The sequence below is a fragment of the Ralstonia nicotianae genome, assembly GCF_018243235.1.
Taxonomy (GTDB): domain Bacteria; phylum Pseudomonadota; class Gammaproteobacteria; order Burkholderiales; family Burkholderiaceae; genus Ralstonia; species Ralstonia nicotianae.
Genome location: NZ_CP046674.1, coordinates 2,340,368 through 2,357,178, shown reverse-complemented (window position 1 = coordinate 2,357,178; position 16,811 = coordinate 2,340,368). Strand labels below are relative to the sequence as shown.

The 16,811-nt window shown below is 65.5% G+C and carries 12 protein-coding genes and 7 tRNA genes; 14 read left to right on the top strand and 5 right to left on the bottom strand.

Annotated features, from left to right (window positions below):
- Positions 1 to 15 precede the first annotated feature (15 nt).
- Both GO999_RS10610 and GO999_RS10605 read left to right on the top strand, forming a co-directional pair.
- Entirely contained in the window at positions 16 to 1,266 is a 1,251-nt protein-coding gene (locus GO999_RS10610; protein ID WP_011001121.1) for an aspartate kinase, read from the top strand.
- Between the two features lie 130 nt (positions 1,267 to 1,396).
- A tRNA-Ser gene (locus GO999_RS10605) sits at positions 1,397 to 1,490 on the top strand.
- Between the two features lie 177 nt (positions 1,491 to 1,667).
- On the opposite strand, the gene fabI is transcribed toward GO999_RS10605, so the two are convergent.
- On the bottom strand, positions 1,668 to 2,462 hold the full coding sequence (fabI, locus tag GO999_RS10600) for an enoyl-ACP reductase FabI (protein WP_011001122.1): 795 nt from the start codon (positions 2,460 to 2,462) through the stop codon (positions 1,668 to 1,670).
- 265 nt (positions 2,463 to 2,727) lie between these two features.
- Between fabI and GO999_RS10595 the strand changes: the two genes are divergently transcribed.
- The 5 genes from GO999_RS10595 (at position 2,728) to GO999_RS10575 (ending at position 9,420) form a co-directional block, all read left to right on the top strand.
- Entirely contained in the window at positions 2,728 to 4,605 is a 1,878-nt protein-coding gene (locus tag GO999_RS10595; RefSeq protein WP_211906209.1) for an extracellular solute-binding protein, read from the top strand.
- 18 nt (positions 4,606 to 4,623) lie between these two features.
- A complete protein-coding gene (locus GO999_RS10590) occupies positions 4,624 to 5,679 on the top strand; it encodes a microcin C ABC transporter permease YejB (protein ID WP_011001124.1) in 1,056 nt (351 codons plus the stop codon).
- A gap of 6 nt (positions 5,680 to 5,685) precedes the next feature.
- Complete coding sequence (locus GO999_RS10585) at positions 5,686 to 6,810, top strand: ABC transporter permease (RefSeq protein WP_019718012.1); 1,125 nt, start codon at positions 5,686 to 5,688, stop codon at positions 6,808 to 6,810.
- Positions 6,807 to 8,462 carry an ABC transporter ATP-binding protein gene (locus GO999_RS10580; RefSeq protein WP_211906208.1) on the top strand — a complete coding sequence of 552 codons (1,656 nt, stop codon included), beginning with the start codon at positions 6,807 to 6,809 and terminating at the stop codon, positions 8,460 to 8,462. The genes GO999_RS10585 and GO999_RS10580 overlap by 4 nt, the downstream gene beginning before the upstream one ends.
- Before the next feature lie 289 nt (positions 8,463 to 8,751).
- Positions 8,752 to 9,420, top strand: coding sequence for a C40 family peptidase (locus GO999_RS10575; protein ID WP_011001127.1), 669 nt, complete (start codon positions 8,752 to 8,754; stop codon positions 9,418 to 9,420).
- Between the two features lie 73 nt (positions 9,421 to 9,493).
- On the opposite strand, the gene GO999_RS10570 is transcribed toward GO999_RS10575, so the two are convergent.
- The gene (locus tag GO999_RS10570; protein ID WP_016722164.1) at positions 9,494 to 10,453 is read right to left on the bottom strand and encodes a patatin-like phospholipase family protein; all 960 of its coding nucleotides are present in this window, start codon (positions 10,451 to 10,453) and stop codon (positions 9,494 to 9,496) included.
- 173 nt (positions 10,454 to 10,626) lie between these two features.
- On the opposite strand from GO999_RS10570, the gene gltX reads away from it, so the two are divergent.
- From gltX to GO999_RS10535, 7 genes are all read left to right on the top strand, one after another.
- Positions 10,627 to 12,024, top strand: coding sequence for a glutamate--tRNA ligase (gltX, locus tag GO999_RS10565; protein WP_016722163.1), 1,398 nt, complete (start codon positions 10,627 to 10,629; stop codon positions 12,022 to 12,024).
- A gap of 113 nt (positions 12,025 to 12,137) precedes the next feature.
- Positions 12,138 to 12,213, top strand: a tRNA-Ala gene (locus tag GO999_RS10560).
- A 116-nt stretch (positions 12,214 to 12,329) separates the two neighbouring features.
- Positions 12,330 to 12,405, top strand: a tRNA-Glu gene (locus GO999_RS10555).
- Between the two features lie 64 nt (positions 12,406 to 12,469).
- A tRNA-Asp gene (locus GO999_RS10550) sits at positions 12,470 to 12,546 on the top strand.
- A gap of 60 nt (positions 12,547 to 12,606) precedes the next feature.
- Positions 12,607 to 12,682 (top strand) — tRNA-Ala (locus GO999_RS10545).
- A 116-nt stretch (positions 12,683 to 12,798) separates the two neighbouring features.
- Positions 12,799 to 12,874: transfer RNA gene (locus tag GO999_RS10540), tRNA-Glu, on the top strand.
- Positions 12,875 to 12,938: 64 nt separating this feature from the next.
- Positions 12,939 to 13,015, top strand: a tRNA-Asp gene (locus GO999_RS10535).
- Positions 13,016 to 13,114: 99 nt separating this feature from the next.
- On the opposite strand, the gene GO999_RS10530 is transcribed toward GO999_RS10535, so the two are convergent.
- The 3 genes from GO999_RS10530 to GO999_RS10520 all read right to left on the bottom strand — a co-directional run bounded on the left by GO999_RS10530 (position 13,115) and on the right by GO999_RS10520 (position 16,666).
- Positions 13,115 to 14,461, bottom strand: coding sequence for an MATE family efflux transporter (locus tag GO999_RS10530; protein WP_011001130.1), 1,347 nt, complete (start codon positions 14,459 to 14,461; stop codon positions 13,115 to 13,117).
- A complete protein-coding gene (locus GO999_RS10525; protein WP_020831697.1) occupies positions 14,448 to 16,244 on the bottom strand; it encodes an ArnT family glycosyltransferase in 1,797 nt (598 codons plus the stop codon). The genes GO999_RS10530 and GO999_RS10525 overlap by 14 nt, the downstream gene beginning before the upstream one ends.
- Before the next feature lie 158 nt (positions 16,245 to 16,402).
- On the bottom strand, positions 16,403 to 16,666 hold the full coding sequence (locus tag GO999_RS10520) for a type B 50S ribosomal protein L31 (RefSeq protein ID WP_011001132.1): 264 nt from the start codon (positions 16,664 to 16,666) through the stop codon (positions 16,403 to 16,405).
- Positions 16,667 to 16,811 lie beyond the last annotated feature (145 nt).

Sequence of the window (16,811 nt, the reverse complement as noted above, 5' to 3'; positions counted from 1 at the left end):
TTCGTTTTCTCCAAGATGGCTCTCATCGTTCACAAATACGGCGGCACGTCGATGGGTTCGGTCGAACGCATCAAGAACGTCGCCAAGCGCGTCGCCAAGTGGCACCGCGCCGGTCACCAGATCGTGGTCGTGCCGTCGGCCATGTCCGGCGAAACCAACCGCCTGCTGGGCATGGCCAAAGAGATTTCGGCCCAGCCCGACCCGCGTGAACTCGACATGATTGCCTCGACCGGCGAGCAGGTGAGCGTGGGGCTGCTGGCCATCGCGCTGCATGCCGAAGGCATCGACGCGATCAGCTATACCGGCTGGCAAGTGCCGGTGCAGACCGATTCCGCCTACACCAAGGCCCGCATCCAGTCGATCGACGACGAGCGCGTGCGCGCCGATCTCGAGGCCGGCCGCGTGGTCGTCATCACCGGCTTCCAGGGCATCGACGGCGAAGGCCACATCACCACGCTCGGCCGCGGTGGTTCCGATACGTCCGCCGTGGCGGTCGCCGCCGCGCTGGAAGCGGAGGAGTGCCTGATCTACACCGACGTCGACGGCGTCTACACGACCGATCCGCGCGTGGTGGACGACGCCCGCCGCCTGGACAAGATCACCTTCGAAGAGATGCTGGAAATGGCCAGCCTCGGCTCCAAGGTGCTGCAGATCCGCTCGGTGGAGTTCGCCGGCAAGTACCGCGTGAAGACCCGCGTGCTGTCGTCGCTGACCGACCCGCTGATGCCGCTCGAGGTGGAAATGCACTCGGGCACGCTGATTACTTTTGAGGAAGATTCGAACATGGAAGCCGCCGCCATTTCCGGCATCGCCTTTGCCCGCGACGAAGCCAAGATCACCGTGATCGGTGTGCCGGACAAGCCCGGCATCGCGTACCAGATCCTGGGCCCGGTCGCCGACGCCAACATCGACGTCGACATGATCATCCAGAACCAGTCGGTGGACGGCAAGACGGACTTCACCTTCACCGTGCCGCGCGGCGACTACCAGCGTGCGCTGGGCATCCTCAACGACAGCGTGAAGGGCCACATCGGCGCCGCGAACGTGTCGGGCGACCCGAAGGTGTCGAAGGTGTCGGTGGTGGGCGTGGGCATGCGCTCGCACGTGGGCATCGCCAGCAAGATGTTCCGCACGCTGTCGGAAGAGGGCATCAACATCCAGATGATCTCCACCTCGGAGATCAAGATCTCGGTGCTGATCGACGAGAAGTACATGGAGCTGGCCGTGCGCGCGCTCCACAAGGCGTTCGAGCTGGACCAGGCGTAAGCGCCCGGCCGGTTTTCCGGGCGGCGGCCCGGCGCCACATGCCGTCACACGGTTGTCGTTGACCGAGTGAAGTGAAGTGGCTAGAATACGCGCTTCGTCGAGCGGGCTCCTTCGCTGCGACGCTGTTTTGGGAGACGTGGCCGAGAGGTCGAAGGCACTCCCCTGCTAAGGGAGCATCCGGGCCAAAACCTGGATCGAGGGTTCGAATCCCTCCGTCTCCGCCAGTTTGGCGCTTCTTGCGGGAAGCGCATCTGACCGGCGGATGCGAGTCGAGCTGACGTGACGGCTCGCATTGCGATGCACGTCAAAAAGCCCGCATGGTTTGCGCCATGCGGGCTTTTTTCTTTGCTGCTTTCGGCAAAGCGCGCCAACCGAAGATGGCGCGCTTGCGTGTCAGCGCATCAGCCTTGGGCGGCGACGTCCGGCACGCCTGCGGTCACGTTGAAGCCGCAGTCGACATAGGTGATCTCGCCCGTCATGCCGCTGGACAGGTCCGACAGCAGGAAGGCGGCCACGTTGCCGACCTCCTCGATGGTGACGTTGCGGCGCAGCGGCGCGACATCTTCCATGTACTTGAGCAGCTTGCCGAAGTCCTTGATGCCCGAAGCGGCCAGCGTCTTGATCGGGCCGGCCGAGATGCCGTTGGCGCGGATGCCCTTCGGGCCGAGGGCGCTCGCCAGATAGCGTACGCAGGCTTCGAGCGCGGCTTTGGCCACGCCCATCGTGTTGTAGTTCGGGACCACGCGCTCGGCGCCCAGGTAGGTCAATGCCAGCAGCGACGCGTTGGGCGAGAGCATCGGCAGCGCGGCCTTGGCCAGCGCGGGGAAGCTGTAAGCCGAGATGTCGTGCGCGATGCGGAACGCTTCGCGCGACAGGCCGTCGAGGAAATCGCCGGCGATCGCCTCGCGCGGCGCGAAGCCGATCGAATGCACCAGGCCGTCGAAGTGGTCCCAGTGTTGGCCGAGATCGGCGAACACCTTGGCGATCTGCTCATCGCTGCCGACGTCGCAGTCGAACACCAGCTGGCTACCGAACTCGTTGGCGAATTCGGTGATGCGATCCTTGAAACGCTCGCCGACATAAGTGAAAGCCAGTTCGGCGCCCTCGCGCTTGCATGCGCTGGCGATGCCGTAGGCGATCGAGCGGTTGGACAGAAGGCCGGTGATCAGAATGCGTTTGCCTGCCAGAAATCCCATGGTTTCTCCATACAAATGTGGGGCAGCATCGCGTCCGGGCATCGCGCGGGATGGCGCACGGCGGGAGCCGGGGCGACACGGTCGGCGCGATCATACCGGAAAGCGCGGCCGGTACCGCCGTTTTGCCGGCCGGGGCTGCCTTGTCGATGTGCTGCGGTCCCGTTGCGCAAATTGGCGGCAAGGGCCGGCGAGGGCGGTAGAATGCCCGATAGCCTGCATCCGGCCCGGCCGGATGCGTTGATCGGATGGATGAGACAAGGGCGGGATGAGCGTGCTCGGAGCGGCGCTGAAGCGACTAGCAATGATGACCTGGGGCCTCGCCGCCAGCCTGAGCGCGGCCTCCGCGTGGGCCGCGCACGGCTATGCCGAATACGGCGACCTGAAGTACCCGGCGGGCTTCACGCATTTCGCCTATCTGAACCCGAAGGCGCCGATCGGCGGCACGCTCGCGCTCGGCAACCCGGACCGCCGCACCAGCTTCGACAAGTTCAATCCGTACACGATCAAGGGCACGGCCGCGCCGGGGCTCAACGCGCTGGTCTTCGAGAGCCTGCTGATCGGCAGCTGGGACGAGACCGCCAGTGGCTACGGCCTGCTCGCGGACGACGTGAGCGTGGCGCCCGACGAGCTGTCCGTCACGTTCCATCTCAATCCGCTCGCGCGCTTCTCCAACGGCGACCCGGTGCGCGCCGCCGACGTCAAATATTCTTACGACATGCTGATGGGCAAGGGCGCGAGCCCCGCCTACCGCAGCATGACGGCGGACGTGTCCAAGGTGACGGTGATGGATGAGCGCACCATCCGCTACGACTTCAAGCGCCGCAACAAGGAGCTGCCGCTGATCGTCGGCAACCTGCCGGTGTTCTCGCCCAAGTGGGGCAAGGGCAGCGGCAAGCCGGACGACCCGGAGGGCGGCAAGGACACGCCCTTCGACAAGATCACCTTCCAGGAGCCGATCGGCAGCGGGCCGTACCTCATCGAGCGCTACGACGGCGCGCGCGGCATCACCTTCCGCCGCAACCCCGACTACTGGGGCCGCAACCTGAACGTGCGGCGCGGCGCGTACAACTTCGAGCACATCCAGTACAAGCTCTACAAGGACGAGACCGCGCGCCTGGAGGCCTTCAAGGCCGGCGAGTACGACGCCATGGTCGAGTATCGCGCCAAGAACTGGGCGAAGAGCTACGTGGGTGTGAAGTTCCGCAGCGGCGAGCTGGTCAAGAGCGAATTTCCGCACCGCAACGGCGCCGGCATGCAGGGCTTCGTGATGAATCTGCGTAAGCCGATCTTCCGCGACCTGCGCGTGCGCCGTGCCCTGGTGCTGGCGCTCGACTTCGAGTGGCTGAACCGCCAGCAGTTCTACGGCGCCTATCGCCGGCTCGACAGCTACTTCGCCAACAGCGAGCTGGCCGCGTCCGACTCCGTCACCGGGCAGCCCGGCAAGGGCGAGCTTGCCCTGCTGGAGCCGCTGCGCGGCAAGCTCGATGCGGAGGTGTTCGGCGTGCTGCAGGCGCCGCCGTCGACCGATCCGCCCGGCTCGCTGCGCGACAACCTGCGCCAGGCGCGGCGCCTGCTCGCCCAGGCCGGCTGGACGTACAGCGACGGCGCGCTGCGCAACACCAAGGGCGAGCCGTTCACCTTCGAGATGCTCGACGACGGCGGCGCCATGAGCCGCGTGATGGCGGCCTATGTGCGCAACCTGGAGAAGCTCGGCATCCGCGTCAACCAGCGCATCACCGACTACGCGCTGTACCAGAAGCGCCTGGAAGAATTCGACTTCGACATGATCTCGCTGCGGTTTCCCGATTCGTCGAGCCCCGGCAACGAGCTGAAGGACCGCTTCGGCTCGGCGGCGGCCGACGAGCAGGGCTCCGACAACCTGATCGGCGTGAAGTCGCCGGCGGTGGATGCGCTGATCGACGACGTGCTGCGCGCGGGCAACCGCGATGAGCTCGTGACGGCATCGCGCGCGCTCGACCGCGTGCTGATGCAGGGCTGCTACGTCGTCCCGCACTGGTATGCGCCCACCCATCGCGTGGCCTACAACCGGAACCTGATGTACCCGGATCGCCTGCCGTACTACTACTCGGCCGAGGGCTGGGTGCTGACGGCCTGGTGGCGCATTCCCGGGTCCCCGAAATAAGCGTATTGCGTTGACGCCATGTTTGCCTACCTGATCAAACGCCTGCTGCTGCTGATCCCGACACTGATCGGCGTGGTGACGCTCACCTTCGTGGTGATCCAGTTCGTGCCCGGCGGGCCGGTCGAGCAGATGCTGATGGAGATGAAGGGGCGCGGCAGCGGCATCGTCGAGGCCAGCGGCGGCGGGGGCATGGAATACCGCGGCCGGCGCGGCGTCGATCCCGAGAAGATCAAGGAGATCCGCGCGCTGTACGGTTTCGACAAGGGACCGGTCGAGCGCTACTTCCTGATGCTCGGCCGCTTCGCCCGCTTCGACCTGGGCGAAAGCTATTTCCAGCACCGCAGCGTGTGGGAGCTGATCAAATCCAAGCTGCCGGTATCGATCTCGATCGGGCTGTGGACGTTCTTCCTGACCTACCTGATATCGGTGCCGCTCGGCATTGCCAAGGCGGTGCGCGCGGGCAGCCGGTTCGACCTGGTGAGCAGCGTGATCGTGCTGGTCGGCTACGCGATCCCGGGGTTCGTGCTCGGCGTGCTGCTGCTGGTGCTGTTCGGCGGCGGCACGTTCTTCCAGTGGTTCCCGATCCGGGGGCTGACCTCCGACAACTGGGGCCAGCTCAGCCTGCCCGGCAAGGTGACGGACTACCTGTGGCACATCGCGCTGCCGATCACCGCCTCGGTCGTCGGCAGCTTCGCCGTCATCACCATGCTGACCAAGAACGCATTCCTGGAGGAGATCCGCAAGCAGTACGTGCTGACGGCCCGCAGCAAGGGCCTGTCGGAGCGGCGCGTGCTGTGGAAGCACATCTTCCGCAACGCGATGATCCCGCTGGTGACGGGCTTTCCCGCCGCGTTCATCGGCGCCTTCTTCACCGGCTCGCTGCTGATCGAGAAACTGTTTTCGCTCGACGGCATGGGCCTGATGTCTTACGAAGCGGTGGTGCAGCGCGACTATCCGGTCGTCCTCGGGACGCTCTATGTCTTTACGCTGATCGGCCTGGCGACGCGGCTGATTTCCGATGTGTGCTACGTGCTGGTCGATCCGCGCATCCATTTCGGCGCGATCGGGCGGTAAGCGACCATGACCCAGTACTCCCGCGCATCCGTTCATCCCGCCAATACGGCGGCGCCTCACGCCGTGCGCCATTCGCCGTCGCCGCTCAAGCGCGCGTGGCGGCGTTTCAAGCAGCACCGGCTGGGGTATTGGAGCCTGATCCTCTTTGTCGCGCTGTTCGTGCTGAGCCTGCTCAGCGAGGCGATCTCCAATGACCGTCCGCTGGTGGTCAAGTACCACGGCCAATGGTATTTCCCGATCGTCAAGACGTATCCGGAAACCACCTTCGACGGCGATTTCACGACACCCACGGACTACCTCGATCCGTACATCCGCGACAAGTTCAACGCGCCGGGCAACTTCGCGCTCTATCCGCCCAATCCCTATTCGTACGAGACGCTCAACTATTTCGCCAAGGAGCCCAATCCGGCGCCGCCGTCGGCCGAGAACTGGCTCGGCACGGACGACCGCGGGCGCGATGTGTTCGCGCGACTGCTCTACGGCTTCCGCGTGTCGGTGCTGTTCGGGCTGGCGCTGACGCTGATCGGCGTGCTGGTCGGCACGCTCACCGGCGCGCTGATGGGCTTCTTCGGCGGGCGCTTCGATCTGGTGTCGCAGCGGCTGATCGAAATCTGGGGCTCGATGCCGGAGCTCTACCTGCTGATCATCTTCGCGTCGATCTTCGAGCCGAGCCTGGGGCTGCTGATCGTCCTGCTGTCCCTGTTCGGCTGGATGAGCCTGTCGGCCTACGTGCGCGCCGAGTTCTACCGCAACCGTTCGCTGGACTACGTGAAGTCTGCCCGCGCGATGGGCCTGTCGGACGGGCAGATCATCCGGCGCCACATCCTGCCCAACAGCCTGACGCCGATCATCACCTTCCTGCCGTTCAACATGAGCGCGGCCATCCTGACGCTGACCAGCCTCGACTTCCTCGGCCTGGGCGTGCCGCCGTCGATGCCCAGTCTCGGCGAGCTGCTGGCGCAGGGCAAGGCCAACCTGGATGCGTGGTGGATTTCCCTGTCGACCTTTGTGACGCTGGTGCTGATCTTGGTGCTGCTGACCTTCATGGGCGACGCCCTGCGCGACGCCTTCGATACACGTCTGTCGTTCGCGCAGCTGCGCGCGCGCCAGAAGCCGGCGGGGGTGAAATGACCCGCGTCGACCTGCGCTCGGCCAAGCCCGACTACGATGGCCCGCTGCTGCGGCTGGACGACCTGTCCGTGCGCTTCGAGGCCGAGCACAACGAGTGGATCGAGGCCGTCAGGCACGTCTCGTTCGACCTGCACGCCGGCGAGCGCTTTGCGCTGGTGGGCGAGTCGGGCTCCGGCAAGACGGTCACGGCGCTGTCGATCATGCGCCTGCTGGCCGACGCGCATTACAGCGGCCGCATCCTGTTCGAGGGGCGCGACCTGCTGGCCGCGAGCGAGCGCCAGATGCGCGGCCTGCGCGGCGCCGACGTCGCGATGGTGTTTCAGGAGCCGATGACGGCGCTCAACCCGCTGTACACCATCGGCAACCAGATCGTCGAGACGCTGGAGCTGCACGAAGGCCTGGACAAGCGCGCCGCCAAGGCCCGCGCGATCGCGCTGCTGGAGCACACCGGCATCGCCGAGGCACCGCGCCGCTTCGATGCTTTCCCGCACCAGTTGTCCGGTGGCCAGCGGCAGCGTGCCATGATCGCCATGGCGCTCGCCTGCAGCCCCAAGCTGCTGGTCGCCGACGAGCCCACCACCGCGCTGGACGTGACCGTGCGCATGCAGATCCTGCAGCTGCTGCGCGACCTGCAGGCCGAATACGGCATGGCCGTGATGCTGATCACGCACGACCTGAACATGGTGCGCGCCTTTGCCGAGCGCGTGGGCGTGATGGAGCGGGGCGTGCTGGTGGAAACCGGCGAGACGGCGACCGTCTTCAGCGCGCCGCAGCATCCCTACACAGTGCGCCTGCTGGAAAGCCGCCCGCAGCGCGATGTGCTGCCGCTGGTGCCGCTCGCTCCCGTGCTGCTGGAGGCCGACCAGCTGACGGTCACCTACGATCGCCATCGCCCCGGGTTTGCCGGCTGGTTCCGCGCCGATCCGTTCACCGCCGTCGACCAGGTCTCGCTGCAGTTGCGCGAGGGCGAGACCCTGGGCATCGTCGGCGAGTCCGGTTCGGGCAAGACGACGCTGGCGCAGACGCTGCTCGGGCTGCAGAGTCCGAAGGCGGGCGATCTGCGCTTCCTCGGCAGTTCGCTGCTGGGCCAGACGCGCGACGAGCGCCGCACGGTGCGTGCCCGCATGCAGGTGGTGTTCCAGGACCCGTTCGGTTCGCTCTCGCCGCGCATGACCATCGAGCAGATCGTCGGCGAGGGGTTGGCGCTGCATCAGCCGCACGTCAACGACGCCGAGCGCCGCCAGCGCGTGATCGAGGCGCTGCGCGAGGTCGGCCTGGACCGCACCGCCCTGGGACGCTATCCGCATGAGTTCTCCGGCGGGCAGCGCCAGCGCATCGCCATTGCGCGGGTGCTGATCCTCAAGCCCCAGGTCCTGGTGCTGGATGAGCCGACTTCGGCACTCGACGTGTCGATCCAGCAGCAGGTGCTGTCGTTGCTGTCCGCCCTTCAGAAAAAGTACAACCTGTCGTACCTGTTCATCAGCCACGACCTCGCCGTGATCCGTGCCATGTCGCACCGGGTGATGGTGATGAAGGACGGGAAGGTGGTGGAGGCGGGCGACACGGAAGCCGTGCTGGCGTCACCGTCCCACCCCTACACCTGCAAGCTGATGGCGGCTGCGGCGCTCAAGCCGCTTCAGCCGCCGGGCTGAGGCGGCTGTGCGACACCGCGGGCGGCCCGGCGTGGAAACATTTCCTTTACGAAAGCCTTGCGAAAGCTCGGATCGGGTAATTTTGACACTCCCGGACGTGATGCTGTGCCTACGAAGTCATGTCTAAGTTCATGATTCGTATATCAATTCTGGGAAATTTGTAACGTCCTTTGACAAGTCAAGGTGTTGTTTTTATCATCCTGCGAGATTGTTTGAGCAGGATTCGGAAAGGTCGCATTCCGTTCGTATCGGTTCGGTTGACTCTCCGCCCTTCCCAACAGGAGAACCAATGCAGCATTTCGTACTTCATTCCATGGCGCGCCTGGCGGTGGGGGTTGTGATCGGCTGCGGCGTGCTCGTCTCGAATGGAGTGCGGGCCGACACCGTGTTCAAGGACACGGAAGTCCGCGCCGATGCCAAGCCGGAAGCCAAGCCCGGGATCTTTTCCTCCATGGTTGGCGCCACCTCCGATGTGGTGAGCCGGACCGGCGACGTCGTCATGAACGCGCTGGGCATGATCGGCTTGCGCTACCGGTTCGGCGGCAATACGCCTGAATCGGGCCTCGACTGCAGCGGCTTTGTCCGCTACGTCTTCCACGACACCTTCGGCTTCCTGCTGCCGCGTCGCGCGGTGGAGATGAGCCGCGTCGGCACCAGCGTTGACATGAAGGATCTGCGCCCCGGCGATCTGGTGTTCTTCAACACCATGCACCGCACGTTCTCGCATGTGGCCATCTACGTCGGCGACAACAAGATGGTGCATGCGCCCTCGACCGGCAGCAAGATCCGCGTCGATGACATGACCGCGTCGTACTGGGTGTCGCGCTACAACGGCGCGCGCCGCATCGACTGGCAGGGCAACGGCCAGATCAAGGAAGGCGCCGAGAATTTCGTCGAGCAGCTGCAGCGGATCGACCCGAACGCCGCCGGCAAGTCGCTCTCGATGTACGGCGGCTGATCCGCTCGATACCCGGACCCCAAGAAAGAAGACCGCCGCGGCGGTCTTTTTTGTTGCCTGTCTCCGGCGCCGGTCAATGCGGCGGCAGCGGCGTGGCCTGGGCCGTCTGCGGCAGGCGCAGCTTTTCGCGCAGCAGCGGCATGGCCGCCTGGGCGGCCTGTTCGCCGCCGAGGATGGCTTCGTTGCGTGCCGTGAAATCGCTGCCCTTGACGAACGGCAGCGACGGGGCGATCACCACGTCCGCCTGCGCCAGTTCCGTCTTGTTGATGCTCTGGCCCATGATCGTCGTGGTCTGCAGCAGCATGCTGGCCTGGCCGGACACCGCCTGCGCCGACGGGTCCGCCGAGATGTTCACCGCGATCACGAAGGTCGCCCCCATCTGCTTGGCGTAGGTGACGGGCACCGGCGCCACCAGGCCGCCGTCCACGTATTGGTGGCCGCTGATCGTCACCGGCTGGAACACGCCCGGGATGCTGCAGGATGCCCGCACGGCCTGGCCGGTATTGCCGCGGCGGAACAGGATCGGCTTGCCGCTGCCCAGGTCCGTGGCGACGATGCCCAACGGAATGCGCATCTGCTCGATGGTCTTCTGCTTGACCAGGCGGTTGACGTATTTCTCCAGTGCCTCGCCCTTGAGCCAGCCGCCGAAGCGCGTGCCGAACGGCAGCGCCCAGTCCGCGATCGTCGCCTCGTCCATCTTCAGCGCCTGCCGGTTCAGTTCGATGCCCGACATGCCCGACGCGTAGAGGGCCGCCACCACGCTGCCTGCGCTGGTGCCCGTGATGAAATCGATCTGGATGCCCTGGGCTTCCAGCGCCTTGATCACGCCGATGTGCGCGAAGCCGCGCGCGGCGCCGCCGCCCAGCGCCAGGCCGATGCGCACCGGTGGCACGGCCGGCTGCGATTCGGGCGGCACGACCGCCGTGGCCAGCGCGGGGGCGTTCTTGCTGCCCGACGACGATGAGAAGCCCGTGACGGTACAGGCGGAGAGCAGGGAGGCGCCGGCGGCGCCCAGGAAGAGACGGCGTTGCATGGACGGTTGGGGCAGTTCTGGGTGGGACGCGCGGAGCCATCATGGGCGGACGCGGGCCGGTCGCCATTGTGCCAAAGTTCGGCGGCGGACCGGTCGGGCGCACAGGATGCGGTTGCTATAATTTCCGTTTTGACAGAGGCCGCCTTCGCGGCCTTGTCCGTTCGGCCATTCCTATGACTCAGCGCGTCCGCACCCGTTTCGCTCCCAGCCCCACCGGTTTCATCCACCTCGGCAACATCCGTTCGGCCCTGTATCCGTGGGCGTTCGCCCGCAAGATGAAGGGCGATTTCATCCTGCGCATCGAAGATACCGACGTGGAGCGCTCGACCCAGGAGGCCGTCGATGTGATCCTGGAAGCGATGGATTGGCTGGGCCTGGATATCGACGAAGGGCCGTTCTACCAGATGCAGCGCATGGACCGCTATCGCGAGGTCATCGCGCAGATGGTCGCGCAAGACCTGGCCTACCCGTGCTACATGAGCACCGAGGAACTCGACGCCCTGCGCGAAGCCCAGCGCGTGCGCGGCGAGAAGCCCCGGTACGACGGCACCTGGCGTCCCGAGCCAGGCAAAGTCCTGCCGACGCCGCCGGCCGGCGTGCAGCCGGTGATCCGCTTCAAGAACCCGATTGGCGGCAGCGTGGTGTGGGACGATGCGGTCAAGGGCCGCATCGAGATCTCCAACGACGAGCTTGACGATCTCGTCATCGCGCGTCCGGATGGCACGCCCACCTACAACTTCTGCGTGGTGGTCGACGATATGGACATGCGTATCACCCATGTGATCCGCGGCGACGATCACGTCAACAATACGCCGCGCCAGATCAATATCCTGCGCGCGCTGGGCGGCACGCCGCCCATCTATGCCCACCTGCCGACGGTGCTGAACGAGCAGGGCGAGAAGATGAGCAAGCGGCACGGTGCCATGAGCGTGACCGGCTACCGCGATGCGGGCTACCTGCCCGAAGCCGTCGTCAACTACCTGGCCCGCTTGGGCTGGGCGCACGGCGACGCGGAAATCTTCTCGCGCGAGCAGTTCGTCGAGTGGTTCGACCTGGAGCACCTGGGCAAGTCGCCGGCGCAGTACAACCCCGAGAAGCTCGCCTGGCTGAACAACCACTACATCAAGCAGGCCGACAACGCGCGGCTGGCAGAGCTGGTGAAGCCGTTCATCGAAGCGCTGGGCGGCCGCGTCGAGGGCGGTCCGCAGCTGGCCGACGTGATGGCCTTGGTGAAGGATCGCGCCAACACGCTGCAGGAAGTCGCGCAGACGGCGCTGCTGTTCTATCGCACCGAGATCTCGGTGGCGCCGGAGCTGGCTGCGCAGCATCTCACCGATGAGGTGCGCCCGGGCATCATGGCCCTGGCCGACAAGCTGGGGGCGTTGCCCGAGTGGAAGCGCGAGGCCATCGGCGCGGCCTTCAAGGAGGTGTTGGGCGCCCACGGCTGGAAGATGCCGAAGCTGGCAATGCCGGTGCGGCTGCTGGTGGCCGGCCAGTTGCAGACGCCGTCGATCGATGCGGTGCTGGAGCTGTTCGGCCGCGAGGTCGTGCTGCGCCGCCTGGCCGGGTGATCCGGGCGGCCTGAAAAAATTTGCGAAAGGGTATTGCCAGCCGCTGAACACTTCCCCTATACTCTTGTTTTCGCTGAAACACGAAGCGAAAATGCAGTAAAAAGCAGTAATTCGGGGCTATAGCTCAGCTGGGAGAGCGCTTGCATGGCATGCAAGAGGTCAGCGGTTCGATCCCGCTTAGCTCCACCAAGATACCGGAAGGCTGGATTCAAGTTCATTTGAAAAGAGTCTTCCAGATCGCTGAAAAGGTCGTTATAATCGCGGTCTTCGCAGCGTCAGGCAGAAAACGTTGCAAAACAGTTTCTGTCCCCTTCGTCTAGAGGCCTAGGACATCACCCTTTCACGGTGAGTACAGGGGTTCGAATCCCCTAGGGGACGCCAGAAAACAGAGCTTAACCAGAAGCTCGTCGCAAAGCCGGTGCAAACCGGCCGAGCAAACCGACACGGAGTGGTAGTTCAGTCGGTTAGAATACCGGCCTGTCACGCCGGGGGTCGCGGGTTCGAGTCCCGTCCACTCCGCCAAATCAAAGCCCGCTCGCGCAGCGGGTTTTTCTTTCGAAAGAAAGAGTGCAGTTTGATTTCGGGGCTATAGCTCAGCTGGGAGAGCGCTTGCATGGCATGCAAGAGGTCAGCGGTTCGATCCCGCTTAGCTCCACCAAGATGCCGGAGGGCTTGGTTCAAGGCAACTTGAAAAGAGCCTTCCAAATCGCTGCAAAGACCGTTATAGTCGCGGTCTTCGCAGCGGCAGACGGAAAACGTTGCAAAACAGTTTCTGTCCCCTTCGTCTAGAGGCCTAGGACATCACCCTTTCACGGTGAGTACAGGGGTTCGAATCCCCTAGGGGACGCCAGAAAACAGAGCTTAACCAGAAGCTCGTCGCAAAGCCGGTGCAAACCGGCCGAGCAAACCGACACGGAGTGGTAGTTCAGTCGGTTAGAATACCGGCCTGTCACGCCGGGGGTCGCGGGTTCGAGTCCCGTCCACTCCGCCAAATCAAAACCCGCTGCTTGCAGCGGGTTTTTCTTTTTGTGCTCCCGTTTTTCGGCATGGAGAAACGGGAACGTTCCCGGGTCCCGGGCAAGGTGCCGGTCTAGTCGGCTGCGCGGCTGATGCGATTGAAATAGCCGACGAGCAAGGTGCCGGCCACCGCCAGGCTGAGCGCATTGGCTGCCCAGAAGCCGGCGGCGCCGCGCAGGGCGGCGGCGGATTCCCCCAGGAGGCCAAAACCGAGCAGGTAGCCCCCTCCCAATCCCACGCCCCAGAGCGACAGCGCGTAGATCACCGTCGGGATCAGCGCGATCTTGTAGGCGCGCAGGATGAACGCCGCCGTGACCTGCAGCGCATCGAACAATTGGTAGAACGCGATGAACGGCAGTAGCGGCACCGCGATGGCCATCACGGTGGCATCCCGGGTGTAGAGGCCGACCAGGTCGCGGCGCAGCAGCAGAACGCATCCGCCGACAGCGATCGCGCAGGCGGCGGCGAGCTTGAGCCCGTTCCAGGCAATCCGCCGCGCGGCATCGCGGTCGCGCGCGCCGATCATTTGGGCCACCAGTGTCGATGTGGCGATCGACAGGGATAGCGGCACCATATAGGCCACCGCTCCCACGTTGGCCGCAATCTGGTGGCCGGCCAGCACTACGGTTCCCATCCGCGCGATGAAGATCGCCATCAGCGTGAACGACGTGATCTCGATCAGGTAGGTCAGGCCCATCGGTACGCCCAGGCGCACCAGTCCCCACAAGCGTCCGAGGTGGGGCGGCGAGAACTGCGTGAAGATCCGGAAGGGCCGGTAGACCGGGTTGCGCATCAGGATGAGCGCGCCCGCGATGCACCACAGCCAGCCGATGATCATCGATGCCAGCGCGCAACCGGGGCCGCCCATCGCGGGCAGGCCGAGGCCGCCGTACAGGAACAGGGCGTTGAGCGGGAACTTCAGGGCCAGCCCGCCCAATTGCAGCACCGTCACCATCACCGGCCGCGACAGCGCGTTGTTGAGCGCCGAGTAGATGCGGAAACCCAGCGCGGCGGGCAGCGCCAGCGCTTCGTAGCGGAGGTAGGCGGTTGCCTTGCTGGTCAGCTCGGGCGAGGCGTCGGCGAGCCGCAGCAGCGGTGCGGGAAACCACAAGAGCAGCATGCCGATGGCCGATAGCGCCAGCCCGAGCCAGGCGGCTTGGCGGACCTCTTCGCCGATCTCGCCGTGCCGGCCCGCGCCGTAGAGCTGGCCGGCAATGGGCGAGAGCGCCTGCAAGACGCCCATCAGGCTGATGTAGACCGTCACATAGATCGAGCCGCCCAGCCCGATCGCGGCCAGATCCGCTGCCGACGCACGCCCGGCCATGGCGGTATCCAGCACGCCGAAGGCGATCACCGCGAGCTGGCCGACCAGCACCGGCCAGGCCAGCGCGGCAATGCTGCGGATGTCAGCCAGGAACATGCAGCTTGCGCCTGCGCGAGGTGGCCGGAACGGGCGCCGGGTGGGTGGCCTTGGCGGCTTCGGTCAGGTGGTACATGCGGAAGTGCTCGTCGCGGTCGGCGGGGCGGCGGCCTTCCCAGATGACGCGCCATTCGTAGTTGGGCATGCTGGACGGATCGCCGTATTCGTACGGGTCATGGCGCAGCAGGATGTCGCAGTTGTCTTCGGGATTGCCGAAGCGGATGTGACCGAAGTACGCGAACGATGCCAGCTGGGCGTCGCCGATGCGGATCGGCTGCACGCATGTATACGTCTGCGGCAGCGCCAGCGAGGCCGACTGCGCGACCTCGCGGTACGTCTTGGCGTAGTTGATGGTGGGCAGCCACAGCGTCATCATCAGCACCCACAGCAGCGTGGTGCCGGCCGCGGAGATCACCACCGCGCGCCAGATCGCCTTGGGCACGCGCGAGGTTCGCCACACCACGATCAGGACCCAGGCCGCCGTCACGAGCAGCGCGCACAGCAGCGCTGTCCAGCTGAACGTCGGTCGATAGCCTGGCAGCAGGCGGTACAGGTTGCGCGCGATCTGCGCCGGATAGCCGGTCATCTTGGCGATCCAGACCAGCCAGACGAAGCCGCCGAGCAGGGTGAAGGCCAGCAGCGCGAACCAGTCGATGGCGTTGATGGCCGCGCGCTTGAGCGTGGGCAGGGCGAACGTCGCCATCACGGCCATCGGCGGAATCAGCAGCAAGAAGCCGTCATCGCCCGGCTGGGGCTGCAGGAGCAGCAGCACGGACTGCGGCACCAGGATCGCCAGCGGCAGCGCAATATGCGGGGCGGTGCGCATGCCGCTCCAGCTTTTCCAGGCCCATGCTGCCAGTGGCCACACGGGCCACGCGAAGGGCAGCAGGTTGCGCGCGATGTAGCCCAGCGAATGCGGGGTCGGCCCGGTGTACTGGCGGCGGTCGAAGCGTGCCCACTCGCGGATGAAGGTGACGGCGTCGGTCGGGTTGGCGGCCAGCAGGTAGGCCATCGCCGGCCACGACCAGCCCAGCACCAGCGATACCGGCAGGGCAATCGTCAGCAGCGGCCTGATCGGCAGCACGCGGGTCAGGCGCGCCGTCACCAGCACGGACAGCGTGATGACCAGGGGCAGGATCGGCCCGCCCGCCAGCGACAGGCAGCCGATGCCGAAGCCATAGATCAGGCTGCCCAGCACTGGCCGGTCGAGCGCCCGGATCAGACCGTACAGCGTGAGCGCCACGAAACACAGCGCGCCGACCAGCGGCGTGGTTTCGTGACCGCGCTGGGCCAGCCCCACGCAGGCGAGGAAGATCAGCAGCGCGCCGTCGGCCAGCGTGCGGCCGTAGTCGATGGGGCTCGGCTGGCCGCCGAAGACGAATTCAAAGGGCTGGACCTCGGCGCGGCGGCCAAGCAGGTAGGCGCCGTACCAGATGCATGCGCAGGTGATGAAGAAGAACAGTGCCGTGGTCAGGCGCGAGGCGTCCGACGGGCCCATCCACTGGCCGAACACGCGGATGAACGCGCCGCCGATCCAGAACACGAGCGGCCCGGCCTGCACGAACGGGCGGCCCACGATGTTGGGCATCAGCCAATCCTGGCCATTGCCGGTCGCCAGTGACCACATCACGCCGAAGCCGGCGGCGTCTTCGTTCTTCCATGGATCGCGGTAGAACAGGCCGGACAGGCCGTAGATCACGCAGATGGCGAGCAGCAGCCAGCGCGGCAGGGCGCTGGTGGCGGAGGCGGTCAGGCGAACGCGCGAGACGCGGGTGGGATTCATCAGGGGTCAGACCGTCGGGAGAGCGTCACGGTTGCACTGCGGAGGTGGCCATGGCGCAAAGTCCGCCATTGTGCCAAGAAACAAAAAAGGCAGCCGCAGCTGCCTTCTTCTTTGACCAGCGGGACGGATCATGTCGTGAACCGTCTCCGAAGCCGGCTTTACTTGGCAGCCTTGCCTGCCTTGCTGCCGAACTTCTGGCGGAACTTCTCGACGCGGCCGGCCGTGTCCATGATTTTTTGCGTGCCCGTGTAGAACGGGTGCGATTCGGACGAGACTTCGATCTTGGCCAGCGGATATTCCTTACCGTCCTTCCAGACGATGCTTTCCTTGGTCTGGATGGTCGAGCGGGTCACGAAGCTGAAATCGCTGGACATGTCCTGGAACACGACTTCGCGGTAATTCGGGTGGGTATTTTCTTTCATGATGGGCCCTGGATTTGAGGTAGCCAATTCGAGGGACGAGGGGCGCAGCGCGCTGCCGTCGAATCACTTGCCGGGTGGAGAAACGGCGATTATGCCAGAGAAACAAGGGCTTGGGCAACGCGCTTGCGCGGCCGCTTCCAGGCGG